30 protein-coding genes are annotated in these 26,390 nt (G+C 42.2%); 27 read left to right on the top strand and 3 right to left on the bottom strand.

Translation table 11 applies throughout. The features are described 5' to 3' along the window. Nucleotides 1-31 precede the first annotated feature (31 nt). The 13 genes from nrdR (at nt 32) to greA (ending at nt 13,731) form a co-directional block, all read left to right on the top strand. Nucleotides 32-523: a transcriptional regulator NrdR gene (gene nrdR / locus GPW69_RS08260; RefSeq protein WP_002938341.1), complete on the top strand. Its 492-nt coding sequence runs from the start codon at nt 32-34 to the stop codon at nt 521-523. Then, entirely contained in the window at nt 510-1,661 is a 1,152-nt protein-coding gene (locus GPW69_RS08255; protein ID WP_074391722.1) for a replication initiation and membrane attachment family protein, read from the top strand. The genes nrdR and GPW69_RS08255 overlap by 14 nt, the downstream gene beginning before the upstream one ends. Then, a complete protein-coding gene (dnaI, locus tag GPW69_RS08250; protein ID WP_074391723.1) occupies nt 1,661-2,560 on the top strand; it encodes a primosomal protein DnaI in 900 nt (299 codons plus the stop codon). The genes GPW69_RS08255 and dnaI overlap by 1 nt, the downstream gene beginning before the upstream one ends. Continuing rightward, a complete protein-coding gene (locus GPW69_RS08245) occupies nt 2,557-3,270 on the top strand; it encodes an NADPH-dependent oxidoreductase (RefSeq protein WP_024399628.1) in 714 nt (237 codons plus the stop codon). Before dnaI ends, GPW69_RS08245 begins: the two co-directional genes overlap by 4 nt. A gap of 18 nt (nt 3,271-3,288) precedes the next feature. Further along, on the top strand, nt 3,289-4,599 hold the full coding sequence (der, locus tag GPW69_RS08240; RefSeq protein WP_044684118.1) for a ribosome biogenesis GTPase Der: 1,311 nt from the start codon (nt 3,289-3,291) through the stop codon (nt 4,597-4,599). A gap of 78 nt (nt 4,600-4,677) precedes the next feature. Beyond that, the gene (locus GPW69_RS08235; RefSeq protein WP_044684117.1) at nt 4,678-5,007 is read left to right on the top strand and encodes a hypothetical protein; all 330 of its coding nucleotides are present in this window, start codon (nt 4,678-4,680) and stop codon (nt 5,005-5,007) included. A gap of 13 nt (nt 5,008-5,020) precedes the next feature. Beyond that, entirely contained in the window at nt 5,021-5,329 is a 309-nt protein-coding gene (locus GPW69_RS08230; protein ID WP_074391724.1) for a hypothetical protein, read from the top strand. 244 nt (nt 5,330-5,573) lie between these two features. Further along, on the top strand, nt 5,574-8,666 hold the full coding sequence (locus GPW69_RS08225; RefSeq protein ID WP_074391725.1) for a DEAD/DEAH box helicase: 3,093 nt from the start codon (nt 5,574-5,576) through the stop codon (nt 8,664-8,666). Between the two features lie 78 nt (nt 8,667-8,744). Further along, the gene (locus GPW69_RS08220; RefSeq protein ID WP_074391726.1) at nt 8,745-9,407 is read left to right on the top strand and encodes a hypothetical protein; all 663 of its coding nucleotides are present in this window, start codon (nt 8,745-8,747) and stop codon (nt 9,405-9,407) included. 1 nt (nt 9,408) lies between these two features. Continuing rightward, entirely contained in the window at nt 9,409-10,740 is a 1,332-nt protein-coding gene (gene murC, locus GPW69_RS08215) for a UDP-N-acetylmuramate--L-alanine ligase (RefSeq protein ID WP_024378795.1), read from the top strand. 55 nt (nt 10,741-10,795) lie between these two features. After that, nucleotides 10,796-11,281 carry a GNAT family N-acetyltransferase gene (locus tag GPW69_RS08210; RefSeq protein WP_074391727.1) on the top strand — a complete coding sequence of 162 codons (486 nt, stop codon included), beginning with the start codon at nt 10,796-10,798 and terminating at the stop codon, nt 11,279-11,281. Between the two features lie 71 nt (nt 11,282-11,352). Next, nucleotides 11,353-13,170, top strand: a complete 1,818-nt coding sequence (gene mltG, locus GPW69_RS08205) for an endolytic transglycosylase MltG (RefSeq protein ID WP_074391728.1) — start codon at nt 11,353-11,355, stop codon at nt 13,168-13,170. Nucleotides 13,171-13,248: 78 nt separating this feature from the next. Then, nucleotides 13,249-13,731, top strand: coding sequence for a transcription elongation factor GreA (gene greA, locus GPW69_RS08200; protein WP_024384565.1), 483 nt, complete (start codon nt 13,249-13,251; stop codon nt 13,729-13,731). A gap of 264 nt (nt 13,732-13,995) precedes the next feature. Here the strand turns inward: greA and yidC are convergent, their stop codons facing one another. Both yidC and GPW69_RS08190 read right to left on the bottom strand, forming a co-directional pair. Next, nucleotides 13,996-14,910: a membrane protein insertase YidC gene (gene yidC, locus GPW69_RS08195; protein ID WP_074391729.1), complete on the bottom strand. Its 915-nt coding sequence runs from the start codon at nt 14,908-14,910 to the stop codon at nt 13,996-13,998. 66 nt (nt 14,911-14,976) lie between these two features. After that, a complete protein-coding gene (locus GPW69_RS08190; RefSeq protein WP_002942735.1) occupies nt 14,977-15,258 on the bottom strand; it encodes an acylphosphatase in 282 nt (93 codons plus the stop codon). Nucleotides 15,259-15,388: 130 nt separating this feature from the next. On the opposite strand from GPW69_RS08190, the gene GPW69_RS08185 reads away from it, so the two are divergent. Genes GPW69_RS08185 through GPW69_RS08175 form a run of 3 tightly spaced genes read left to right on the top strand, consistent with a single transcriptional unit; the run spans nt 15,389 to nt 17,381 of the window. Next, on the top strand, nt 15,389-16,129 hold the full coding sequence (locus GPW69_RS08185; RefSeq protein WP_074391730.1) for a TrmH family RNA methyltransferase: 741 nt from the start codon (nt 15,389-15,391) through the stop codon (nt 16,127-16,129). Between the two features lie 46 nt (nt 16,130-16,175). Further along, nucleotides 16,176-16,658: an HD domain-containing protein gene (locus tag GPW69_RS08180; RefSeq protein WP_074391731.1), complete on the top strand. Its 483-nt coding sequence runs from the start codon at nt 16,176-16,178 to the stop codon at nt 16,656-16,658. A gap of 21 nt (nt 16,659-16,679) precedes the next feature. Next, nucleotides 16,680-17,381 carry a Bax inhibitor-1/YccA family protein gene (locus GPW69_RS08175; protein WP_009910586.1) on the top strand — a complete coding sequence of 234 codons (702 nt, stop codon included), beginning with the start codon at nt 16,680-16,682 and terminating at the stop codon, nt 17,379-17,381. Between the two features lie 50 nt (nt 17,382-17,431). On the opposite strand, the gene pepC is transcribed toward GPW69_RS08175, so the two are convergent. Continuing rightward, on the bottom strand, nt 17,432-18,763 hold the full coding sequence (gene pepC / locus GPW69_RS08170; protein ID WP_024391151.1) for an aminopeptidase C: 1,332 nt from the start codon (nt 18,761-18,763) through the stop codon (nt 17,432-17,434). Nucleotides 18,764-18,897: 134 nt separating this feature from the next. Here pepC and GPW69_RS08165 point away from each other — a divergent pair, with 134 nt between their 5' ends. The 11 genes from GPW69_RS08165 (at nt 18,898) to yidD (ending at nt 26,281) form a co-directional block, all read left to right on the top strand. Beyond that, entirely contained in the window at nt 18,898-20,145 is a 1,248-nt protein-coding gene (locus tag GPW69_RS08165; protein WP_074391732.1) for a diaminopimelate decarboxylase, read from the top strand. Nucleotides 20,146-20,247: 102 nt separating this feature from the next. After that, nucleotides 20,248-20,484 (top strand): YneF family protein, encoded by a 237-nt coding sequence (locus GPW69_RS08160; RefSeq protein WP_024384571.1) that lies wholly within the window; start codon nt 20,248-20,250, stop codon nt 20,482-20,484. A gap of 89 nt (nt 20,485-20,573) precedes the next feature. Beyond that, complete coding sequence (gene racE / locus GPW69_RS08155; RefSeq protein ID WP_074391733.1) at nt 20,574-21,368, top strand: glutamate racemase; 795 nt, start codon at nt 20,574-20,576, stop codon at nt 21,366-21,368. Further along, complete coding sequence (locus GPW69_RS08150) at nt 21,365-22,366, top strand: nucleoside-triphosphate diphosphatase (protein ID WP_044675066.1); 1,002 nt, start codon at nt 21,365-21,367, stop codon at nt 22,364-22,366. Before racE ends, GPW69_RS08150 begins: the two co-directional genes overlap by 4 nt. Continuing rightward, entirely contained in the window at nt 22,339-22,866 is a 528-nt protein-coding gene (locus tag GPW69_RS08145) for a metallophosphoesterase (RefSeq protein ID WP_074391734.1), read from the top strand. Before GPW69_RS08150 ends, GPW69_RS08145 begins: the two co-directional genes overlap by 28 nt. After that, nucleotides 22,863-23,321: a cyclic-di-AMP-binding protein CbpB gene (gene cbpB / locus GPW69_RS08140; RefSeq protein WP_012027618.1), complete on the top strand. Its 459-nt coding sequence runs from the start codon at nt 22,863-22,865 to the stop codon at nt 23,319-23,321. The genes GPW69_RS08145 and cbpB overlap by 4 nt, the downstream gene beginning before the upstream one ends. Further along, a complete protein-coding gene (gene xerD / locus GPW69_RS08135; protein ID WP_074391735.1) occupies nt 23,318-24,049 on the top strand; it encodes a site-specific tyrosine recombinase XerD in 732 nt (243 codons plus the stop codon). Before cbpB ends, xerD begins: the two co-directional genes overlap by 4 nt. Then, nucleotides 24,049-24,768 (top strand): segregation/condensation protein A, encoded by a 720-nt coding sequence (locus GPW69_RS08130; RefSeq protein WP_074391736.1) that lies wholly within the window; start codon nt 24,049-24,051, stop codon nt 24,766-24,768. The genes xerD and GPW69_RS08130 overlap by 1 nt, the downstream gene beginning before the upstream one ends. Further along, entirely contained in the window at nt 24,752-25,321 is a 570-nt protein-coding gene (scpB, locus tag GPW69_RS08125) for an SMC-Scp complex subunit ScpB (RefSeq protein WP_002939233.1), read from the top strand. Before GPW69_RS08130 ends, scpB begins: the two co-directional genes overlap by 17 nt. Then, nucleotides 25,311-26,042, top strand: coding sequence for a pseudouridine synthase (locus tag GPW69_RS08120; RefSeq protein WP_012027615.1), 732 nt, complete (start codon nt 25,311-25,313; stop codon nt 26,040-26,042). The genes scpB and GPW69_RS08120 overlap by 11 nt, the downstream gene beginning before the upstream one ends. Then, nucleotides 26,042-26,281, top strand: a complete 240-nt coding sequence (gene yidD / locus GPW69_RS08115) for a membrane protein insertion efficiency factor YidD (protein ID WP_024406654.1) — start codon at nt 26,042-26,044, stop codon at nt 26,279-26,281. The genes GPW69_RS08120 and yidD overlap by 1 nt, the downstream gene beginning before the upstream one ends. Nucleotides 26,282-26,390 lie beyond the last annotated feature (109 nt).

Below are 26,390 nucleotides of genomic sequence, written 5' to 3'. Positions count from 1 at the left end.
GAAGTGATAAAGTTTATGTAGGAGAAAGAGTATGCGTTGTCCAAAATGTCAGAGTTTGAAATCAAGTGTCATTGATAGTCGTCAGGCTGAAGATGGCAATACCATCCGTCGTCGTCGTTCCTGCGACCAATGTGGTCAACGTTTTACCACCTATGAACGGATTGAAGAGAAAACTCTAGTCGTTGTGAAAAAAGACGGGACTAGAGAGCAGTTTTCACGTGAAAAGATTTTCAATGGGATTATTCGTTCTGCTCAAAAGCGCCCTGTGTCAACCGATGATATTGATGAAGTGGTGAATCGGATTGAACAGAAGGTGCGAGCACAAGGTGATAGTGAAATAGAATCCGATGTCATTGGGAATTTGGTAATGGAAGAATTGGTCGAATTGGATGAAATCACCTATGTGCGTTTTGCATCGGTTTATCGTTCTTTCAAAGATGTTGGAGAGCTAGAAAATTTGCTTAAGCAGATGATTTCCAAAGGAAGTAAGGTAAAACCGGGAAAAAAAGATGAAACCAAATGATTTATTTGCCTATATAAAAATCAGCCCGTTTACACCTGATATTGTCAGTCTTAGCCAATGCTACCAGCCGATTATCGGTTTTGATGCATTAGCGCTTTATTATTACTTTTATAGTTTTGCCGATCAAGGGCAAGGCCGTTACAAATGGACTGTCATTCTCAATCACATGGATTTTGGGATGCATCGTTTGGAGAAGGCTCTGGATGTTCTGACTGCCATGGGGCTCCTAGAACTCTATCGTGCAGATGAATTAACAGGTTTGGCGCTACAAGCCCCTCTGACCGTAAGAAGTTTTCTAGCGAAACCCTTGTATAAGAACTTGTTGGCGAGGAAGATTGGGGAGTCAAGCATGGAGAATCTGCTTGTTCACCTACCCAATCAGGAACAGAATATCTCAAAAACATTTTCTCAGGTCTTTACCATGGATGGGCAGGCTCCAGTTGTTTTTGAACCGAAACATGATTTTGACTGGTCTGCCTTTAAGGCATTAATGGCTAAAGATAAGCTTCTTTTTCAGGATGAAGCTGAGGATATTATTGCGCTTAGTTACATAGCAGAGCAGGCAGGCTGGACCTGGTTGGAAACCTATCGTCAGGCTAAAGCAACAGCTATTGGACAGACGATCTCGACCAAACGCTTGCAGCAGTCACGTCAGTCATTGCCAACAGAAAGCGCCAACCTCACTGCCCAAGAACAAGCCATTGTTCGTGAAGCGAAATCAAAATCCAGCCTAACCTTCTTGTCCTTTATCAAGGAGCAACGGAAGGCAGCAGTGACCGCAACAGAACGAAAATGCTTGACGGATTTGGCAAATTTGGGTCTGCTTGATGAAGTTATCAATGTCTTGGTCCTCTATACCTTTAACAAGGTGGACTCAGCCAATCTGAATGAAAAATACGCTATGAAGCTGGGCAATGATTTTTCCTACAAGGGAATTGGCAGTGCAGAGGCAGCTGTTCTTTACCTAAGAGAGTTGAAGACAGGGCAAGTTGTTACCAAGTCTAGCCAGCCACAGAAAAGCAATGTGCCTGAGTGGAGTAAGGAAGAGGTTGTCATGGATAACAGTCCTGAAGCTCAGGCAAGAATGGAAGCACTTAGAAAACGAATGTTAGAAAACGAAAGTAAGGGAGGTAGCTGATGAAATCAGTTCAAGACAGGTTGTCGCAAACAACCAATCCAAGTCCAAAATCTTATCAGCAACTCTATCAGGAGATAGTGAGTGATCCTGAAGTCGCTGCTTTTATCAAAAAAGAAGGTTTGACCCAGCAGGAAATCACCCTCTCCATTTCTAAGTTTTTGGAATATATCAGTCAGCGTGACCTCTTTGTCAAGCAGGATGAATCCTATATTGCAAAAGGCTATCAACCGGTTTTAGTCATGAATGAGGGCTATGCGGATGTTTCCTATCTTGAGACAGAAGAATTGGTCGAATACCGTCGTTTGGAAGCCATCAAGAATCGTATCCAGCTCATCAATATGCCTCAGGCTCTCAAAAAAGTTACAGCTGAGGACTTGGATTTTACGGATATTAATCGTGTTGAGGTTTATGAGGCTATTGCAGATTTTGTCAAACGATTTGAGGAAAAACCAAAAGGGCTCTACATCTATGGCAATTTCGGTATTGGAAAAAGTTATTTGATGGCTTATTTAGCCAATCTTTTGTCCAAGACACATCTTCAATCAACCACCATGCTCCATTATCCAACCTTTGTGGTAGACATAAAAAATGCCATCAAAGATGGTTCTGTCAAGGAGCGAATTGATGAAATCAAGATGGCTCAGGTATTGGTGCTAGATGATATTGGAGCAGAGCAACATAGTCCTTGGGTACGTGACGATGTCCTGCAGGTCATTCTTCAATACCGCATGCAGGAAAATCTACCGACCTTCTTTACCTCCAATTTCTCCTTTGATGATTTGGAGCGTCATTTCGCCTCTGGCAAGTCTGGTGATGAGACCTGGCAGGCCAAACGGGTAATGGAGCGGATTCGCTATCTGGCTCGCGATTTGCATTTGAAAGGAAATAACCGCCGATGAATGAAACCATAGACTTGATGTTGAATCATACTTCCGTCCGTCGTTTTACGGAGGAGCCTATTGAGGCGGAACATTTGCAAGCTATTATTTCAGCTGGGCGAGCTGCGTCTAGCTGGAAGAATTTCCAGTCCTATTCCATCATTGTGGTGCAGTTGGAGGAGAAAAAACAAGCACTCTATGATTTGGTGCCTCAGCCAGCTATTTTACAGGCTCAGGCTATTCTGGTTTTTGTGGGCGACCATAATCGTGCCAGCAAGGCGGCTCAACTCCATGGTTCAGACTTTGATGCCAAAGGAACAGAGAATCTCCTGATTTCTTCTGTTGATGCGAGCCTAGCAGGGCAAAACGCCCTCTTGGCAGCGGAAAGCTTAGGTTACGGTGGCGTCTTTATCGGTATGATTCGCCATAAGGCCTTGGCAATAGCAGAGCTGTTCAACTTGCCAGATTATACCTATCCCATTTTCTGTATTGCCTTGGGTCGACCAGCCCAAAACCATCCTGTCAAACCACGTTTGGCAAGTGAAACCATTGTCTTTCAGGAAGAATATGTGGAGCAAGGCGTGGAAGTAATCCAAGCCTACGACCAAGTTCAGACAGCCTATGCAGGTGCCCGTCAGACAGAAACCTGGTCCGAGCGTATGGTTGCCCAGTTTGGTCAGGCTGAACAACCAGAAACAAAGTCTATCTTAGAAAAGAATAAATTATTGTAAACTAGAAGAGGAGGAGCTATGGCTCTACCAACTATCGCCATCGTTGGACGTCCCAATGTTGGTAAATCAACACTATTTAACCGTATTGCGGGGGAACGTATTTCTATCGTAGAAGACGTGGAAGGTGTGACCCGCGACCGTATTTATGCTACTGGTGAGTGGCTCAACCGTAAGTTTTCCTTGATTGATACAGGTGGTATTGACGATGTGGATGCTCCTTTCATGGAGCAAATCAAGCATCAGGCTGAGATTGCTATGGATGAAGCAGATGTTATCGTCTTTGTCGTTTCAGGCAAAGAAGGTGTGACAGATGCGGACGAGTATGTATCGCGTATCCTTTATAAGACCAACAAACCAGTCATTTTGGTTGTTAATAAAGTCGATAACCCTGAAATGCGTAATGACATCTACGATTTCTATTCACTCGGTCTTGGCGATCCTTATCCAGTATCTTCTGTACACGGTATCGGAACAGGGGATGTCCTGGATGCTATCATTGAAAATCTTCCAGTCCAAGAAGCAGAAGAAAATCCAGATATTATCAAGTTCAGCTTGATTGGTCGTCCAAACGTTGGTAAATCAAGCTTGATTAATGCCATTTTGGGTGAAGAGCGTGTGATTGCCTCACCTGTTGCTGGAACGACTCGTGATGCCATTGATACGCACTTTACAGACCCAGAAGGCCAAGAGTTTACCATGATTGACACCGCAGGTATGCGCAAATCTGGTAAGGTCTATGAAAATACAGAGAAATACTCTGTTATGCGTGCCATGCGTGCCATTGAACGTTCCGATGTCATATTGATGGTCATCAATGCTGAAGAGGGTATTCGTGAGTATGACAAACGCATCGCCGGTTTTGCCCATGAGGCTGGTAAGGGAATGATTATCGTAGTCAACAAGTGGGACACGCTTGAAAAAGACAACCACACCATGAAGCAGTGGGAAGACGATATTCGTGATCAATTCCAGTATTTGTCATATGCACCGATTATCTTTGTGTCAGCCTTGACCAAGCAACGCTTGCACAAGTTGCCTGAGATGATCAAGGCTATCAGTGAAAGCCAGAATACCCGTATTCCATCGGCTGTGCTTAACGATGTCATCATGGATGCCATTGCTATCAATCCAACACCGACTGATAAAGGTAAACGTCTCAAGATTTTCTACGCGACTCAAGTTGCGACCAAGCCACCGACCTTTGTGGTTTTTGTCAACGAAGAAGAGCTCATGCACTTCTCCTATATGCGTTTCTTGGAAAATCAAATCCGCAAGGCCTTTGTCTTTGAAGGAACACCGATTCATCTGATTGCACGGAAACGGAAGTAAGAAATGAAAAGAGGGCAACCTCTTTTTTCTTTGCATACCATGTAAAAAATGCTACAATGAAAAAAAGGAGGTGATTCCATGATAGCGGGCAATGTCATTCTAATGTTGTTTGCATTTCTAACAGTTCCTGTTCTTCTACTAGTAGACTATGAAGATAAGCAGTACAAGCCCTTTGGTCTTCGTTACTGGTTTGGAGTCTTTGCGTGTATATTGGTATTTTTAGTGACTCTTTTGGTTTATTTTGTAACCTACGCAGCTGGATCCATCATGGTTTTCAACCATTTTGACAGGTTCTTGGTTGGCATCTTTCTTTTCTTGGTATTTGGAGCAAGTGTGTTGACGATTCTACTGGCTAGGGCTATCAAAACCTTAATTCGACGGACTAAGTATTATCAGCAGATGAAATAGGGGGACCGACCATATGGAAATAATCGGTGAAACCTTGGTTGAGTTTTTGACTGGTCTAGCAGACTTCGATGAAAAGAAACACCCTCCTTTTGGCCTTCGCTATTGGCTAGGTTGGTTGGGAGTTCTGATTCATATCTTACTCCTTGCCTTGCTTACTTGTGTGACCGTCTTCTTTTTCAAGTTTTTCTTGGGTGGAAAAGGCTTGATTAACGTAGTAGTGGCAGTTGTTTTCCTGCTATTTGCTCTATTTTGGCTTTGGAAAAGCAGAAAAACAATCTTGAAAATGTGGCAGGCAACGATTTATTATTTAGCTATTCATTAGAGACATCAGTTTACCAGCTGGTGTTTTTTTGATACCTATTTAAACAATTCAAATTGAAAATATGCTATAATGAAAAGATAATATTTTATACTCAATGAAAATCAAAAGTAGCCTAGGAAACGAAGTCGAAGATAGAACTGGAGTTCATCAAGGCAAGTTGACAACGGATAATTTTGATTTTCGAAGAGTATTAGATATATTTTACAGAAGAGCTGATGATTGGTTGAAGGATAAAGGAGTTAGAATGGGTCGCATGATGCCAGGGCGGATTCGCCAAGAAGGAATTGATTTGTACGAGGCTGGGAAACTGACTGTTCTTCATAGTGAGAATGGAAAGATGGTGCTGGATATTGCTGGTGAGCGCTTCACTTACGGCGATGCAGATAGCGATTTACAGTGTAGTTGCCAGTTATTTCAAAGTAAGGGCTACTGTCAACACCTAGCTGCCACGGAGTATTTTTTAAAAAATGATGCCTCGGGCAAGGATATGAAGCAGTCTTTGAAAGAAGATGGTGAACAACATAAGGAAACCGTCCGTCGGACTTATTTTGGCGGTCTCTTTTTAGATGAAATTTTGCGGCCAGAATCTGAACTGGGGCTTAAGTATCAGTTATCAGTTGAAGGGAGCTTATTGCCCTATGATCGTCAGATAGATTGGACCTTGAAAATTACCCGTTTGCCAGATACACGTTCGTACATTGTGCGGGACATCGGAGCTTTTTTGCGCATTGTGAAAGCCAATGGTCACTATCAAATAGGGAAAAATTATTATGAGCAAGTTACTTATGAAAATTTTGATGAACCAAGTCAGGCTCTCCTGGATTTTCTCTGGGCCTTGGTACCAGAGAAAGTTGGTATAGATTCGGATATTCTTACTCATTTTGGACGACATTTTCGCCTGCCACAAGCCTATTTTGAGGAGGGGTTGGAGCTGTTAAATCAGCTAGAACATTTTAACTTTTCCTATCAACAGCAGTCCTATTCCTCCTTGATGGTTCTTCCGTTGACAGGTGAGGAAGGGCTCTATCATTTTGAGGTGACCGTTCACACGCAGATGATTGAAATGGTTATTCACGAAAAAACAGTCCGACCACTTTTTCATGGGCGCTATCTCTTAGTAAATGGCACGGTTTATAGTGTCAATCGCCATCAAGAACATCTGATTTACCAAATTTCCGAACTTGTTCCAACCGAATCAGGTTTGAGAAAAGTGCAGGTGGATTTCCCTGACCAAAATCGTCTGGCTTTAAGCTTGCTAGATTTGCAGACAATTGGGACTGTTAAGGCACCTAAACGCTTCATCATTCATGATTTCAAGCCAGAATTTCATATTCAGATGGAGGCAAATGAAAGTTTATCACTCCAATTGGTTTTGGATTTTGATGGACGTCAGGTAAGGAGTGAAGAGGATTTGGCTCTCCTGCCTTTTGCCAGCCATTTCCAACATTTGGAGAGGGTCTATCAGGCTATTCGTTTAGCTGGCTTTAGGGGGACATATCATGCCCAGAGAGCGGCTCTTAGTCAGCAGGATCTCTATCCATTTTTCCAACAACAATTGCCTATATTACAAAAAATGGGGCAGGTTCATCTAGCAGAAAGGCTCCAGGCTTTATATATTGAAGCCAAACCTCAATTAGAAATTGTGCGTAACGGATCACTTTTGGATATTTCGTTTGACTTATCAGGTATTGAACAATCTGAAATCGATCAGGCGATTACAGCCTTGCTGAATCAAGAGGATCACTATACTAGCCCGAGCGGTAAGGTATTTGTTTTTGATGAGGAAACCAAGAAAATCAGTCAAACCCTAATCTATCTGCGGGCCCGTCATGGTAAGGAGGGGCAGGTACAAGTCCATGCTCTTGCTGGTTACCAATTGGCTCAATCCTTGTCACAATTCAACCAAGTCAGTTTCTCCAAGGAATTTGAGGAAATGGCAAGCTATCTAGCTCAGCCAGATTTGTTCCCGCTTCCTGCTGTGGAAGTAACAACGTCGCTTAGGGATTATCAGCAGACAGGGCTTAAGTGGTTGACTATGCTGGATACGTATGGTTTTGGTGGAATTTTAGCTGACGACATGGGGCTTGGAAAGACCTTGCAAACTATCGCCTTTCTGTCCAGTCGGATGACAAAAGATTCCAAAGTTTTAATATTGGCACCGTCTAGCTTGATTTATAACTGGTTAGATGAGTGCAAGCGGTTTGCTCCAGGTTTAGATGTGGCTGTTGTCCATGGAAACAAGGACCAGCGTGAAGAGATCATTGCCAATGGTCACCAAGTCTTAGTTACCTCCTATCCATCCTTCAGACAGGATGTTGCACTCTATAGACAGGAACGCTTTGACTACCTCATTTTAGATGAGGCGCAGGTTATGAAAAATGCCCAATCTAAGATTGCACAGCTCCTGCGTGAGTTTGAGGTTGGGAATTGCTTTGCCCTCTCAGGTACTCCGATTGAAAACCATTTGACGGAACTCTGGTCCATTTTCCAAATTGTCTTACCAGGTTTATTGCCAGGCAAACAAGACTTCGGTAAATTAGCAGCCAAGGACATTGCGCGGACCATTCAACCCTTCGTTCTCAGACGTCATAAGGAAGACGTTCTTCAGGAATTGCCTGATTTGATAGAGGTCAATGTGCTTAATGAACTAACAGATGAACAAAAAGCCATCTACCTAGCCCAGCTTCAACAAATGCGGACTCAAATAGCTGGCGCAGATGATGCTCAAATCAATCGTAGCAAGATAGAAATCCTATCAGGAATTACTCGCTTACGTCAAATCTGCGATACCCCTAGCCTTTTCATGGAAGAGTTTAGTGGTGAGAGTGGCAAACTTAATAGTTTGAAAGAATTACTCTTGCAACTAAAAGAAGGTGAACACAGGGTCTTGATATTCTCCCAATTCAGAAATATGCTGGAAAAAATAGAAGAACAGCTGGTAGAAATTGGGATGACATCCTATACTTTGACTGGTTCAACACCTGCTAACCAACGCCAAGAAATGACACAGGCCTTCAATGCAGGAAGTCGAGATGCCTTTCTCATTTCCTTGAAAGCAGGTGGCGTTGGCTTGAATTTGACAGGTGCAGACACAGTCATCCTAGTCGACCTTTGGTGGAATCCTGCCGTGGAAGCACAGGCTATCAGTCGGGCTCATCGTATGGGGCAGACTGAAAAGGTTGAATGCTATCGCCTGATTACTAGAGGGACAATCGAAGAGAAGATTCAAGAATTACAAGAAAATAAAAAGAACCTTGTCAAAACAGTCCTTGATGGCAATGAAAGCCGAGCGAATTTGACGGTTGAGGATATTCGTGAGATTTTAGGGATTGAGTGATATGGAATCAGTTGGCTCAGCGTAGAATTAGGAAATAAGGCCTAAGTATGGTATAATAAGGGTTCGAAAGGATGACTTATGATTAGACATGAAAAAAGATTTCCACTAGTCGCAGATGATGAGGTACTAGTTGGAGAAAATCCAATTATGAGTTTATATGATGAGAGCGACCTGATTAGCAATATCAGGGGACCTTATCAAGAAAAGGAATTTAGCTGGTCTACCGATTCACAGCGAGTTGCGTCGGCAAAACCAGTAGCACAAACGGAAGATGAGCTCCTGCCTCCTCTGTTTGAAGCTAAGCCAAGCCATTATTCTCGCAAGGAACGCCTTCAGCAACTGACTAAAACGAAGCCTTCTCCAGTGAAAACACAGGGGCAGTTGGCTCGTGAACAGGCTAGAGAAGACTTGAAGAAAAAACGATCAGCAACCTACTTAAGAGATGAAAAACCAGCACCAGCTAAAGTTGTGGTGAAACCTCCTGTCGTTTCAACAACTGAATCTAAGGCAGGTCGGTTGACACGTTTGGCGGACAACCTACGTCAGACAGACTATATTCTCGCTGATATGCCAGCTGTCTATTCTTTGAAGAAAGAAGATAGAGAACAGGAGCAGGTTATAAAGAAAAACTCGTATGACTTTTTAAGAAAGAGTCAGGTTTACAATTATCCTGAGCGCAGACAACATCGAGATCGCCAAGTGGCACAAGAATTGAATTTGACACATATAGAAGAGGAATAACATGACAAAAACCTATCATTTTATCGGAATTAAGGGATCAGGTATGAGCGCACTTGCTCTTATGTTGCATCAAATGGGGCATAAGGTTCAAGGTAGTGATGTAGAGAAATACTACTTTACACAACGCGGGCTTGAACAAGCTGGGATTCAGATTTTACCATTTGATGAGAAAAATATTACAGCAGATGTTGAATTGATTGCTGGTAATGCTTTTCGTCCAGATAACAATGTGGAAATCGCTTATGCTGATGCCCAGGGCTATACCTACAAACGTTACCATGAATTTCTAGGTGAATTTATGAAAGGTTTTACGAGCCTCGGTGTTGCTGGTGCCCATGGTAAGACCTCTACAACGGGATTATTGGCACATGTTATGCGCAATATCACAGATACTTCCTTCCTGATTGGTGATGGTACTGGTCGCGGTTCGGCAAATGCTCAGTATTTTGTGTTCGAATCCGATGAATACGAACGTCACTTTGCCCCATACCATCCTGAATACAGCATCATTACCAATATTGATTTTGACCATCCAGATTATTTCACTAGTCTAGAGGATGTTTTCAATGCTTTCAATGATTATGCGAAGCAAGTAAAAAAAGCTCTCTTCGTTTTTGGTGAAGATGAGCAACTTCGTCGTATCACGGCAAATGCTCCAATCTACTATTATGGCTTGGAAGACAATAATGATTTTGTTGCCTATGACTTGAAGCCTTCTACAAGTGGCTCACAATTCAAAGTTCGCCATGGTGAAGAAGAGTTGGGAGAATTCCAAATTCCAACCTTTGGTAAGCATAATGTGATGAATGCAACAGCTGTTATTGCCAATCTCTATATTGCTGGATTTGATTTGCAACTGGTTGCAGAACACTTGAAGACATTTGGAGGTGTCAAACGTCGTTTTACGGAGAAGATTGTTAATGATACTGTTATCATTGATGACTTTGCTCACCATCCAACGGAAATCATTGCTACTATTGATGCGGCACGTCAGAAGTATCCTAGCAAGGAGTTGGTAGCCATCTTCCAACCACATACATTCACTCGTACCATTGCGCTTCTCGATGAGTTCGCAGATGCGTTGAATGGAGCAGATGCAGTTTACCTTGCTCAAATTTATGGATCAGCGCGTGAAACAGACAACGGTCAGGTTAAGGTAGAAGATTTGGCGGCTAAAATCAACAAAAAAGGTGGACTTGTTACAGTTGAAAATACTTCACCACTTTTAGACCATGACAATGCAGTATATGTATTTATGGGAGCTGGTGATATTCAGTCCTATGAATATTCCTTCGAAAGACTCTTGTCAAATCTTACAAATAACGTCCAATAAAAAGAAAGACGGAGGCCTATGGCCCCTGTTTTTCCGCTATATAAGGGAGAAAATTATGGAAATTCGTTTTGCTACTCCTTCGGATTTAGAACAAGTTGTTTTGATTGAAAATGCCAATTTTTCCAAAGAAGAACAAATAGCTGAGTCTGTTCTTGCTATTTATCTGAATGCTTTGAGTAAAACCTGTTTAATAATGGAACACGATGGGGAAATCGCAGGATATTTATTATCCTGTCCTTCTGTTTCGCAGACTGTTACAGACGATATTTTTTACTTGACAGAGAGTGACATGCCGACAGGCAGTCACCTAGCTATTGCTAGTCTATCCGTAGCGGCTACCTATAAGGGACAGGGAGTGGGGACACTTTTGTTGGCAGCCATAAAAGAAGTGGCTTTAGCAGGAGGATTTGAAGGAGTTTCCCTGACCTGTAAGGAGTATTTGATTGGCTACTATGAAATGAATCAGTTTGAAGACTTTGGCCCCTCCTTGTCACAATTTGGAGGACAAATGTGGAGTGATATGTACTGGAAAGCCTTGTAGAAAGGGAAGTTCTTGCAATTCATAAGCCTTTAAGATATAATGTATAGTAACTGTGTGAAAGGAGTAACAGCGTGACAAAGGATACGAATGAAAAAAACACGCAGTCTTCAAGCTTCCGCGATCAAATTTTACGAGATTTGGAAGAATTGAAGGTGAAACGTTTGGCGGAACAATCAGCGGATGTTCTTGTTGATAAGCGTAATGAAGTTATCAACGAGCTCCAGCCTAGTCTTGCCGAAGAAAAAGCCCCCCATAGAGAGACTGAAATTGTAAAAGTAGAAGGTATTGCCTTCCCTGATTCATACTTGCCAGAAGAACAGCAAGAATCAGAAGTGATGACGGAAAGTATTGAAGAGCCAACATCAGAAACTTTGGCTACTCCAGAGACTTTTGTGATTGAAAAAGAAGTCATTTCAAGTCCGGTTCCTCAAGATACGGTGGAGCGGAACTTGGAAGAGCTACGAAACCTTGTAGCTGCTAATACTGTAGAATTTGATGAGGCTCCATCAAGCTCATTGGTTTCCGAACCAGTTGAGCCTGTCCTTTCAGAGAAGTCTTCTTTGGAAGATACATTTTTGGAATTTCCAACGGAAGATGTATCAGCTGTAACGGGTGATACAGAGGTTATCTCACTGGAAGAAACAATTGTTGCAACGAAGGCAGTAGCTCCAGTTGTAGCGACAGAAGAGCAGATGCAACCAACACAGTCTAGACGATCATCGTCGCACATAGCAAACAAGCAACGTCGTAAAAAACAGGATAAAGCCGCTAAACGCATTGTCTCTGTTATCATGTCGATTATTGTAGTGGCGGTTCTAGTGACAGGTCTTACTGGCTATATGTGGGTAAAATCTAGTCTGGAACCAGTCAATACCAAAGCTACAGAAGCTATTCAGGTAGAGATTCCAGAAGGGTCTTCAACTTTAGAAATTGGTAAAATTTTAGTTGATAACAAGTTGATTAAGAATGCTACTATTTTTAATTACTACTCTAAAATTAAGAGCTATAATAATTTCCAAAGTGGTTTTTATAATTTAAAACAAAATATGTCTGTGGATGACATCGCCAAAGCACTTCAAGAAAGTGGCACTCCGACAGCTCAAAAAGAAGCCGCAGGTAAGATTTTGATTGTTGAAGGGTATACACTGACACAAATTGCTCAGGCTATTACAGATAATACCAAGACAGAAGATAAAAATGATAAAACACCATTTACCACAGAACAATTTATGGCTACTGTGACCAACCAAGATTTTATTAATCGAATGGTTGCTACTTATCCAAAATTGTTTGCCAGCTTACCAGCTGCTGATAGTGGAGTTATTTATCAGTTGGAAGGTTACCTCTTCCCAGCGGTTTATGAATACAGCGATGAAACAACTATCGAAGAGCTCGTTGAGCAAATGATTGCCGCGATGGATAATCGTTTACAACCATATTATGAAACGATTGCTGCTAAGAATTTGACTGTAAATGAAGTTCTTACCTTGGCATCTTTGGTTGAAAAAGAAGGTTCTACTGATGAAGATCGTCGAAACATTGCAAGTGTCTTCTTTAACCGCTTGAATGCAGCAATGCCTCTACAATCCAATATTGCCATCTTGTATGCTCAGGGTAAACTTGGTCAAGAAACAACTTTGGCAGAAGATGCAGCGATTGATACATCAATTGAGTCACCATACAACATTTATTGGACACCAGGATTGATGCCTGGACCAGTGGATAGTCCAAGCCTTTCGGCTATCGAGGCAGTGATTAATGCCAACACGACAGACTATCTTTACTTTGTAGCAGATGTTACAACTGGAAATGTTTACTTTACAAATAATATTGATGAACATAACCAAAACGTTGCTAAGTATGTAAATGCACATCTTAATAATGAGTAAATTCTTACAACAAAATTATGTGGTTTTCCACATAATTTTGTTTTCATGAAAAATAAAAGAAAAGAAAAGGAAAGACAAATGGCAGAAAAAACATATCCAATGACCTTGGAAGAAAAGGAAAAACTAGAAAAAGAACTAGAGGAACTAAAGCTAGTTCGTCGACCAGAAATTGTTGAACGTATTAAAATTGCTCGTTCTTACGGAGACCTTTCAGAAAACTCTGAGTACGAAGCAGCTAAAGATGAACAGGCTTTTGTTGAAGGTCAAATCTCAACAATCGAAACAAAAATTCGCTATGCTGAAATCGTAAACAGTGATGCAGTTGCTGCGGATGAAGTGGCAATTGGTAAGACTGTGACTGTTCAAGAAGTTGGTGAGACCGAGGAAGAAGTCTATCATATCGTTGGTGCTGCAGGTGCAGATGCCTTTGCAAACAAGATTTCAAATGAAAGCCCAATTGGTCATGCTTTGATTGGTAAAAAAACAGGAGATATTGCAACAATTGAAACCCCTGCTGGTAGCTATGATGTAAAAATCTTGAAGGTTGAAAAAACGAAATAAGGTGTGGAGAGAGTCGAAAGATTCTCTTTTTTTTGTATAGTCTTTTAGTATATCTTTGATTTCTTCGACGAGCACTGAGGCGAACAGAGTTCGATTCAGCTCAACAACTTAAAACGAAAAATTGTTGACGAACTCTTCTATGAATGGTTGAGCTCTTTCCCACTCCCTATTTCCAACCTCCAACTATTTCCCAGATAGTTGGAGCAAGTAAACTAAACATACTATATAAGAAAACAACCATCTGAAACAGATGGTTGCGATTTTTTATCTAGAACGTTGTTTACCGGCGTTACGGTTTGATTTCTTCGACGTTTTTTCTTCGATGATAGCGGATGCTTTAGGAGTTACATCCTTGATAGTTGATTTATATGGTTTTGGAGGATTATTTTTAAATTCTTCTTCAACCTTAGCACGGATACGTGGTTTCAAGATGAGGTTTGTAAGAGCTTGTTGAATAAGACCGATAAATCCACCGACTACCCAGTAGAGGGTAACACCAGCAGGTGAAGACCAAGAGAACATAACAATCATCAATGGGTTCATGATTGCCACAGCTCTCATTTGTTTCTTCTGTTCTTCGTCCATACCGACTTGCATCAGAAGTGATTGAGCGTAGTAGAGGATACCAGCAATAGCTGTTAGAATGAGACTTGCAGAACCGAGATCAATGCCAAGGAAGGTTGCTTCTGAGATTCCTTCCGTGTAACGAGCTGCATAGAAGAGTGCCGTAAAGAATGGCATTTGAATCAAGATAGGAAGGCAGCCCATTCCACCAAATACGCTGACACCATATTGTTTTTGAGCAGCAAAGTATTCCTGTTGGGCAGCCAATTGCTCTTCTTGGGAACTTGCATTTTTCATGCGTTCTTGGATTGGACCTAAAATTGGTTTGAGGTAATTCATTTTCTCAGACTGATAGGTTGATTTCCAAGATTGGTAAATACCTAGTGGCATGATGAAGAGACGAACAATCAATGTCACGATAATGATAGCAACACCGAAACCGAGTCCTTGGTTTTCCGCGAAGAATTTAATCAGGTTTCCCATTGGGGCAACAAGGAAGTTGTAGACCCAACCTTCACCAGTAGGAACACCGTTCTTTGTCTGCACACATCCTGATAGAAATACTAGCGTAGACAGGGCTAGACCTGTTAATAAAATTCGTTTATTCTTTTTCAAAATGATACATTCCTTTTTTTACAAGATACATTCTATTTTACTTTTTTTGTTCAAAATATACAAGTTTTATCTATACGCCACCTGAAAATCCTTATAGTCTTCGAAGTTGGCTAGGGTGACATCTAGATAGGTGACTTTGGCCATACGAGAAGGCCCTTTCCGAATTTCATGGATAAAATGGCTAAGTTTCTCAGCATTATCTGACTGAGCTAAAATGGTGACAGTTCCATCATCATTATTCCAAACTCTGCCGTAGATGTCGCCTATTTCCACAGCTAAAAATTGAACAGACCAACGAAAGCCGACTCCTTGCACACGACCAGATGCAATCATTTTTACCTTTCGCATAAGTTTCTCCTTTTGACAAGACATTTACTTTATTATATCATGGTTGGGTAAGACTGTTCAAAAATCAAGATAATTGATTTAGCCGTTGGAAAATTGAAGTTGCTGAGCAGTAAAAGAAAAAGGGGCATTCATGGAGATCATTCGCTCAAAGGCCAATCATTTGGTCAAGCAGGTTAAGAAATTACAACAGAAAAAATACCGTACTTCTTCTTATTTGATTGAAGGTTGGCATTTGTTGGAGGAGGCTTTGGCAGCCAAAGTACCTATTGAACATATTTTGGTATCAGAAGAACATGTTCATCGGGTTGCTGGCTTATCCAATGTAACAGTTGTCAGTTCAGATATTATGCAGGATTTGGCAGACTCACGGACACCGCAAGGGGTAGTAGCTCAACTGTCCTTACCAAATCAGACCTTACCCGATGTCTTAACAGGGAAATTTTTGGTTCTGGAGGATGTGCAGGACCCTGGAAATGTTGGTACCATGATTCGTACAGCTGATGCAGCTGGTTTTGATGGAGTATTCCTATCGGATAAGTCGGCAGATATTTACAATATGAAAGTTCTGCGTTCCATGCAAGGGAGTCATTTCCACTTGCCAGTTTATCGGATGCCGATGACCGCTATTTTTTCTGCTTTAAAAAGCAATCAGATAGAAATCTTGGCAACAACCCTCTCTAGTCAGTCGGTTGACTATAAGGAAGTTACGCCAAATCCGAGTTTTGCCTTGGTCATGGGAAATGAAGGTCAAGGAATTTCAACTTTTGTAGCCGATGAGGCGGATCAACTTGTCCATATTACCATGCCAGGGCAGGCGGAAAGCCTCAATGTAGCCATTGCGGCGGGCATTCTATTGTTTAGCTTTATTTAAGCCAAGTGTACTATAGTGTGGTATAATATTCCAACGAGGTTAACGAATGGTTGCATATAAACAAGATAAAGAATACATGCATTACGTGGGGCACTTGATTGCCACACCCAAGGTGCAAAAATTGGGGAAAATCCCTCATCATTATTACTCCACGCGCTTGGAACATTCCATCAATGTCTCTTATACAAGCTATAAGATTGCGAAAAAATTTGGTTGGGATGCCAAGTCAACAGCTCGTGGTGGTCTATTGCATGATTTATTCTTCTATGATTGGAGAAATACCAAATTCAACAAGAGCCATGCTTGGGTTCATCCAAGAATTGCTAAACGCAATGCTCAGAAACTCATTCAACTCAATAAACTAGAAGAAGACATCATTGTGAAGCATATGTTTGGTGCGACAATCGCTCCTCCTCGCTACAAGGAATCCTGGATTGTGACATGTGTGGATAAGTATTGGGCTGTGAGAGAGTGGAGTCTGCCCTTACAACACAAGTGGAAAAATCGTAAGGTCTTTCGTTTTCAATAAAATGATTTAAAGGAGAATAGTATGAATAACGATTCATTTATTATTAATCAGGTGGATAATACCGCCCTCAACCGTTTCTTCGGTAAAATTTATGGTGTGGTTGCCATGGGAATTGGTCTATCAGCTCTAGTTTCTTTCTTGGCTGTGACCGTCTTTCAATCTTTATTGCTTAGTCTGCTGAGTGCAGGTTCCATCATCATGATGCTGATTATGATTGGTCAGATTGCCTTGGTTGTTTCTGCTTCAGCAATGGCAGCTAAAAATAGCCCAATGGCTCTACCAATGTTTCTTGCCTACTCAGTAACAAATGGTATTACCATCAGCATGATTTTGATGTTCTATACCAGCGAAACAGTTGTACTCGCCTTCGTGTCAGCGGCTCTCATGTTTGCTATCATGGCTGTAATTGGGATGACAACGAAGAAGGATCTTTCTGGTATGGCTCAGGCATTGCGTGCAGCTCTATGGGGAATTATTATTGCAAGTGTTATTAATATCTTCCTTCGTAGCTCAGGTCTAAGCTTTATGATGTCTATCATTTCTGTTTTGGTGTTCTCAGGTTTGATTGCTTATGACAACCAACGTATCCGCAATGTTTTCGAACAAACTGGTGGTAATGTTGGCCAAGGTTGGGTCGTATCCATGGCGCTTCAGCTCTATCTTGACTTCATCAACCTCTTCCTCAACTTACTCCGTATTTTTGGTGGTTTGAGTAGAGACTAATTATGACATATAAAAAAAGAGGGGTGCCCTCTTTTTTTATATGTCGTCTGTTATGCTAGGGCTCCCATTGGATCCCATGGGGCAAGGACTTGTGGTTGAGCTTGATAAGCTGCTAGTTCTTCTGGTGTGAGGAATTCTTTTCGGACAACAATCTGATAAGTATACTCGTCCATCCAGCTATCTGATGCGACGAAGTATCCCTTGTCACCAACCTTGTCACCCCAAGAGTTTTCTACTTTCCATTTGAGAGGTTGCTCATTGTCGTCTAAATCAACACCAGTTAAGACCATAGCGTGGGTCATCAAACTTTCGGAGTAGTCTAATCTTCCAGCCTTGTCTTGATGGAAATGGATACCCAGACCTGAAGAGAAGTCGTAGGTGTTGGTTGCCATAATACCAGTTTGACGGTTGCTACTTTGACCGACATCGGAACCAAACCAAACAGACTCGCCAGCTTTGAGTTGGGCAATAGCCAGTTCTTTAAAACGGTTCATTTCTACATTGAGGTAGCGGACAGCAGGGGCGCCAACGACGTTCCCCAACAATTCGACTGTATAAGATTTATTGTAAGGTTTATCAGTTGTTGGAGCGTTGATAATGGAGACATAGTCAGATAGTTTCAAACCAACGTATTTCTCATAGAATGCCTGAGGTGTCACATTTGTATCACGGTGATAGACATTGTCTTTATCTCTATATGCAAAATCAAAGCTGCGAGGAGGGAGTCCAAGGTTGACGGCTAGGAAGTTAAAGATTTCTTGAAGTAAGTTTTCTTTTTGTACTTGAACTTCTTCTGATGAAGCTCCTTTGGCAAGGAGGTCTCGCAAGATTTGTGCATCTTGACGGAGCAATTTGTTAAGGTACTGATTGAGCTCACGGCTGGCACTGGATGAGATAGATTCTGGATAGACGGATTTTGGTACCACACCATATTTTTCAAATAAGGCAACAACCATATCCCATTGACCGCCATCTTGTTGCGGGGTATCCAATAAGAATTTTACCTTACGGCTACCAATTTCTTGGTCAGCTGTAGCAATGATTTGTTCGAGGAACCAGTTGGACTTTTCATATTTATCCCAAAAGAAGGTATGGGCCTGTGATAGCTCAAAATTCTCCAACTTGAAGTCTGAGATGAGCTTGTGGCGGAAGGTGTTTAATGCAGCAAACATCCAGCAACGTCCAGAAGCCTTTTGGTTTGAAACAGCGTCCTTGGTCAAATCGATTGAAAAGACATAGTCATTGTCGATGGCGCTTTGGCGTGTTTCTAAGGATTTCAAAAGTCCGTTGTGGCTCACGGCATTTTCGGTTGCCTGTAGGCTTGGATTAGCTAGATAGTTGGCATACAAGCGTTCTGTAAAATCAAAATCTAATGTTGACATATATTACTCCTTTTTTTAATGATATTCACATTATAGCGCTCATAATTTATTTTGCAAGTATTTGGTGGAGTTGAAAGCTACAGTTCCTCACATATTTGTGATATAATAGGAAAAATATTTGATGAGGTAGCGACATGACCAAGACACCATTTGTTAGTAAAGAAATTTTGGATACCATTACGGAGCAATTTCCGACTCCTTTTCATTTGTATGATGAAAAAGGCATTCGTGAGAAGGCCCGTGCCCTCAATGCAGCTTTTTCATGGAACAAGGGCTTTAAGGAATATTTTGCGGTCAAGGCGACTCCAACTCCAGCTATTTTAAAAATTCTTCAAGAAGAAGGCTGTGGAGTGGACTGTGCAACAGATGTAGAAGTGCTGATGAGTGAAAAATTGGGCTTTAAGGACATCATGTTCACATCCAATGATACCCAGGCGCAAGAATTTGTCTATGCCAGAAAAGTTGGGGCGACCATTAACCTTGATGCCTATGAGCATATTGAATTTTTAAAAAATGTTGCTGGGATCCCAGAAACGGTCTGCCTGCGTTACAATCCAGGTGGGGTCTTCTCGCTGGGAACGGACATTATGGACCATCCAGAAGAATCTAAATTTGGGATGACCAAGGACCAGCTCATGAAGGGCTACAAGGAATTGAAAGAGCTTGGTGTCAAGGAGTTTGGGATTCATGCCTTTCTGGCTTCAAATACTGTGACCAATGATTACTATCCTGTCTTAGCTCGCCAACTCTTTGAATTGGCCTTGGAAATCCGTGAGGAAACAGGTGTGACCTTGGACTTCATCAACCTGTCAGGTGGGATTGGTGTCAACTATCGTCCTGAACAAGAGCCGAATGACATTGCTGTCATTGGTGAGGGGGTTCGTAAAGCCTATGAGGAAATTCTCACGCCAGCAGGTATGGGACATGTCAAAATCTTTACGGAATTGGGACGCTTTATGTTGGCTCCACACGGTCACTTGATTACAAAGGTGCTTCATCGTAAGGAAACCTATCGGACTTATATTGGTGTCGATGCATCAGCTGCCAACCTCATGCGCCCAGCCTTCTATGGTGCCTACCACCATATCACCAACATCACGCGCTCAGATGCCCCAATCGAAGTGGTGGATGTGGCAGGTTCCCTCTGTGAAAACAACGACAAGTTTGCGGTCAACCGTGAATTACCACGGGCCGAAGTAGGAGACACCTTGGTCATTCATGACAGTGGGGCCCACGGCTTCTCCATGGGCTACAACTACAACGGTCGTCTGCGTTCCTCTGAAATTCTTTTACAGGAAGATGGCACAGCGCGGATGATTCGTCGTGCTGAAACACCAGAGGATTATTTCGCAACCATTTACGGTTTTGAATTTGACAGGTAAGTCTTGGAAAAGCCTGCTGAATTTGGTATAATAGATTCATTAAGAGATTGTCGCAGGGCAATTCCGAATGAATTATTTTTAGAAGAGTCAGGAGATTGACAAATGAACTTAGGTTTAGCAATTTTACTTATTGTATTGGCATTTGCAGGTGGTGTAGCCTTGGGCATTTACTTGTCACGTAGACAGGTGGAAAACTATATTGCTGACAAGCCAGTTTTGGATGAAAATGCTTTGCGTTTGATGATGAGCCAAATGGGTCAAAAACCAAGCGAAGCAAAAGTACAACAAGTACTTCGCCAAATCAAGAGCCAACAAAAAGTGGCAAGCAAGAAAAAATAATCAAACTGGGACTGGGATATTCATTCCCAGATCCCATTTTTTGAGTAGAAAAGAAAGGCTAGTCAGATTTTCTGGCTATTCTCAGTATTATGGATAATCGACCAATAGGTTTTTTAGATTCAGGTGTGGGGGGATTAACGGTTGCGCGTGAGTTAATGCGCCAACTTCCCCATGAAGAAATCGTTTATATCGGGGACTCGGCACGGGCACCTTATGGACCTCGTCCAGCAGAACAAATCAGAGAATATACTTGGCAGTTGGTTAATTTCCTTGTGACAAAAAATGTAAAAATGATTGTCTTTGCCTGCAATACGGCAACAGCGGTAGCCTGGGAAGAAGTCAAGGAAAAGTTGGATATTCCTGTTTTGGGTGTTATTTTACCAGGTGCTTCGGCAGCTATCAAGGCAACGCAAACTGGTAAGGTTGGTGTTTTAGGAACGGCTATGACTATTCAATCCGATATCTATCGTGAAAAAATTCAGGCCCTTTCTCCAGAAACGCAGGTAGCCAGTCTAGCCTGTCCCAAGTTTGCCCCTCTGGTTGAGTCCAATAGCCACCAATCCAGTCTTGCCAAAAAGGTTGTTTATGAGACACTTCGACCACTCGTTGGGAAAGTGGACACCTTGGTTTTGGGCTGCACCCATTATCCTCTGCTTCGCCCCATCATCCAGAATGCCATGGGCAAGGATGTCAAGTTGATCGATAGTGGTGCAGAGTGTGCGCGAGATATTTCTGTTTTATTAAATTATTTTCAAATCAACCGCAGCCGAACCGAAAAGGATATTCAGCACAGATTTTACACAACAGCTAGTCCGGCAGCTTTTAAAGAAATAGCTGAAAGCTGGATGGGCATTGATATTCATGTGGAGCATGTAGAACTATGACAGACAAGATTTACGAGTACAGAGATGAACACAATTGGTTTATCGGAAAGTGGGAGGGTTTTAACTCGATTGCTGGTATTGGAAATGTGAGTGATGAAGAACATTTTTACCTCAATAGGCTTTTGACTCGCCTAAACCCTCCAACTGATAATGATGTTCTTTCGGGCTATGATGTGACAATCGTAAGGAAACAATCTGATTTCCAGCTTTTTCGCTTTATAGTGGAAATCATCAAGACAGAAACAGGTCGTGACTTGCAGGTTCTTCAACACCAAGGAGCTATTCTGGTAACAGAAAATGACAAGCTTCTCTTGGTTCATCTGCCCCAAGCAGGGGTTAGCACGGCAGATTTCTTCGGTCAAGACAAGGGGTTGGCAAGCGTGGGAGATACCATCTTGATTGCCACTAAAAATGAAGGTAAGACCAAGGAATTTCGCAAGTTTTTTGAGCGTTTTGGCTACCAGGTCGAGAACCTCAACAATTATCCTGACCTGCCAGATGTAGCAGAAACAGGTATGACCTTTGAGGAAAATGCACGGCTCAAGGCTGAAACCATAGCAGAGCTGACAGGCAAGATGGTCTTGGCAGATGATTCGGGTTTGAAGGTTGATGCTTTAGGTGGTTTACCAGGAGTTTGGTCTGCACGTTTTTCAGGTCCAGATGCCACAGATGAGCTCAATAATGCCAAGCTCTTGCACGAGTTGGCCATGGTCTTCGACTTGAAAAATCGTTCGGCACAATTCCATTGTACTCTGGTCATGGCTGCTCCAAATCGTGAGAGTTTGGTGGTCGAAGCGGACTGGGAAGGCTTTATCGGTATGGAACTCCGTGGGGAAAATGGGTTTGGATATGATCCACTTTTCCTCGTAGGCGAAACAGGTAAGACTTCGGCAGAATTGACCCTAGAAGAAAAAAATAAGATTTCCCACCGTGCACAAGCACTAGAAAAATTAGTGGAGGCATTTCCAGTATGGCAGGAGCAAGCAAAACAATCCTAGTCATGAGCGACTCTCATGGGGATAGACAGATTGTAGAGGATATTAAACATCATTATCTTGGGAAGATCGATGCCATCTTTCACAATGGCGATTCAGAGCTAGATAGTCAAGATAGTCTCTGGGAGGGCATTCAAGTGGTCAATGGGAACTGCGACTATTTTGGTGGTTACCCTGACCAGCTCATTACTCAATTGGATGGTGTGACTATCGCCCAGACTCATGGTCATCTTTATGGCATTAATTACGGCTGGCAACGGTTGGATTATTGGGCCCAGGAAGTGGATGCGGACATTTGTTTATATGGGCATTTACATGTGCCAGATGCCGAAGTGCGTGGCAAGACCCTCTTCCTCAATCCTGGCTCCGTTAGTCAACCTCGTGGTCTGGTCAGAGAATGTCTCTATGCTCTTGTGACCATCTATGACGATCACTTCCATGTGGATTACTACAATCGACAGCACCAACTTTACCCAGCATTGACAAAGGATATTTCAAGATGATTGCAAGAGAATTTGAAGCCTTTTTATTGGACCAGGAAGAAACTTTCTTGACACCAGCGGATAAATTGGCAGTAATTATTGATACGCATAATATTGACCATGCGAAACTGTTACTCAGTCACATGACCTATTCACGCGTACCTGTGGTAACAGAAGACGGTCGTTTCTTCGGCACCATCGGCTTGACGGAAATCATTAAATATCAAGCTGAAAATGAACTATCGGATGATGAGTTAAACAGAGATATTTCTGTGATTGTAAAGACAGATGAAGAGACTGTTGGTCTGGATTATGATTTGACAGAAGTGATGCGCAAGCTAGTAGATCAATCTTTCTTACCCGTTCTTGGGGAAAATAGAGAATTTATGGGAATCATTACACGAAAATCCATCTTAAAGGCAATCAATGCTCTCTTGCATAATTTCCCCCTAGCATCAAAAGAAGGCAAGAAATGAAGCAGGCGATTGAATCTTTTATCCAGAGCAAAAAGGTCAGTGTCAACAGCCAAAAGTCCTATACCTATGACCTGCAGCAATTTGTGACAGTAACAAAGGGGGAGATTAGCCAACAGTCTCTTTTGGTCTATCAGCAGTCTCTTCTAGACTTGAAACCTGCTGCTCAGAAAAGAAAAATGTCAGCGGTCAATCAATTTCTCTACTTTCTTTATGAAAATAATCTCCTGGATCGTTTTTATAAATTGCAAACGATGTCAGGTCCAGCCAGCGTCAAAAAGAAGCTGGAGCGTGAGGATTTAACTCTCCTCTTTCAAGAAAGTCCTTGGCTTGATGGGCAACTGATTGCTCTTTTGATTGCCTTACTAGGGCTGACTCCTAGTGAAATAGCAGAGCTGACTAGTCAGCAGGTCAATCTGGATTTTCAAGTTCTGACAGTTGAGAAAGGGACGACTAAGCGCGTGCTCAGTCTGCCCAAGGAAGTGATACCCTATATGGAGCCTCATCTGTCTGGAAGCTATGTCTTCGATAAGAAGGGACAGACCTATTCTCGTCAATGGTTCTTTAATCGTCTGACAGAATTTGTCCAGTCCATTGGCAAGCCTGATTGGACAGCCCAAAAATTACGAGAACAGTATATTCTAAAACAGATAGACGAAGGAAAATCCTTGGACCAAATCGCCAAGCAGTTGGGACTGAAAACAAGCATGAGTTTGGAAAAATTTAGATAATGGATATAAAATTAAAAGATTTTGAAGGGCCACTTGATCTCCTGCTACACCTGGTGTCCAAGTATCAAGTAGATATTTACGAGGTTCCGATTACAGAGGTTATCGAGCAATATTTAGCCTACATTGCTACCTTGCAAGCCATGCGTTTAGAGGTAGCGGGAGAATATATGCTCATGGCTAGTCAATTGATGGTCATCAAAAGTCGTCGGTTATTACCGAAGGTTGTTGAGCAAATTGATCCCGAAGATGATCCTGAAATGGACCTCTTGGACCAGTTGGAAGAATACCGCAAGTTCAAGCTTCTTAGTGAGAAATTAGGGGAGCAACATGATGAACGGGCGAACTATTTTTCAAAACCTAAATTAGATTTGATTTATGATGATGTACAATTAGCCAAGGATAAGACCGTCATTGACATTTTCCTAGCTTTTTCTAAAGTAATGGCTGAAAAACAGGCAAGCCTCCGTCAGTCTCATACGACCATTGCCCGTGATGAATATAAAATCGAAGACATGATGGACTTTGTTCGCAGTCGTTTCGAGACTGGTCCACGCCTTGAACTCCGTCAGCTTTTTCAAGAAAGTCAAGATGTCAATGAAATGATTACGATCTTCCTTGCGACTTTGGAATTGGTCAAGGTTCATGAAATCGTCTTGGAACAGACAGAGACTTTTGGAGATATTTATCTAGTAAGGAGTGAAGATGAATCGCTTAGCTGAAATCGAAGTCCTGCTCTTTGTGGCAGGTGAGGATGGCTTGACGTTACGAAATTTGGCAGAGATGTTGGAAATGCAGCCGACAGCTGTCAGCCAGCAGTTAGAGAAACTTAGTGAGAAATATATGGCAGACAAAGCCTCAGGCTTAGCCATCTTAGAATCCTCCAACCGCTACAAGTTGGTTACTAAAAAAGAATATGCAAATCTTTTGCGAATCTATGCCAAAACACCAATCAATCAGACTATGTCACGGGCTCTTTTGGAAACCTTATCAATCGTAGCCTATAAGCAACCCATTACTCGGATTGAAGTTGATGATATTCGTGGGGTCAATTCCAGCGGTGCCATCAGTAAGTTGCAGGCCTTTGACCTCATTCGTGAGAACGGTAAGAAAGAGGTTCTTGGTAGACCAAATCTCTATGTGACGACGGATTATTTCCTGGATTACATGGGAATTAATAGTCTAGAAGAATTGCCTGATGTGTCTGAAATAGATTTGATTCAAGAAGAAACAGAGCTATTCGTAGAAAGAAATGAGTTAGAAAATGAGAATTAATAAATACATTGCCCATGCTGGAGTTGCCAGTCGTCGTAAGGCAGAAGAACTAATCAAACAAGGACTAGTTACTGTAAATGGTCAGGTTGTTCGTGAGCTAGGGACAGTTATCAAATCGGGTGATAAGGTAGAGGTTGAGGGACAACCAATTTATAACGAAGAGAAGGTCTACTATCTCCTCAATAAACCACGAGGTGTTATTTCTAGTGTGTCAGACGACAAGGGAAGAAAGACGGTTGTGGACTTGTTGCCAACAGTTAAGGAGCGGATTTATCCTGTTGGTCGTTTGGACTGGGATACATCTGGGGTTTTGATTTTGACCAATGACGGTGATTTTACAGATGAGATGATTCACCCACGTAACGAGATTGATAAGGTTTACTTGGCGCGTGTCAAAGGGGTTGCCAACAAGGAAGTCTTGCGTCCCTTGACCCGTGGTGTTGTCATTGATGGCAAAAAGACCAAGCCTGCGGTGTATGAGATTATCAAGGTGGACCCTGTTAAGAACCGCTCAGTTGTAGAATTAACAATCCATGAAGGTCGAAACCACCAGGTTAAGAAGATGTTTGAGGCTGTCGGCTTGCAGGTAGATAAGCTGTCTCGTACTCGCTTTGGTAATCTTGACTTGACCGGCCTACGTCCAGGAGAATACCGCAAGCTCAACAAGAAAGACATCAGTAAGCTACATACCCTGGCTGTTACTAAGCCAGTTAAAAAATAATGACTAGACTCTTGATCGGCTTGGTCCGATTCTATCAGAAATTTATTTCTCCTCTTTTTCCCCCCTCTTGTCGTTACCGTCCGACTTGTTCGGCTTATATGATCGAGGCCTTACAAAAACATGGACTCAAGGGCTTTTTGATGGGGTTGGCTCGAATTGGTCGCTGTCATCCCTTTGTGGAAGGTGGGGAAGATCCTGTGCCGGACAGGTTTAGTCTGAAAAGAAATAGGCAGAAGTAGGGCAACCTACTTTTTGTTCTGTATAAATATAGGTTTTTAGGTTGCCTTTAGTACTCTCTCAAAAGGTTTGGGAGCCTCTGAAGGCTGAACATTGTACTTACGATACTAG

Origin of the sequence: Streptococcus suis (assembly GCF_902702775.1) — a bacterium.
In the GTDB taxonomy this organism is placed as follows: Bacteria; Bacillota; Bacilli; order Lactobacillales; family Streptococcaceae; genus Streptococcus; species Streptococcus hashimotonensis.
This window is presented reverse-complemented; position numbering and strand designations above follow the sequence as displayed.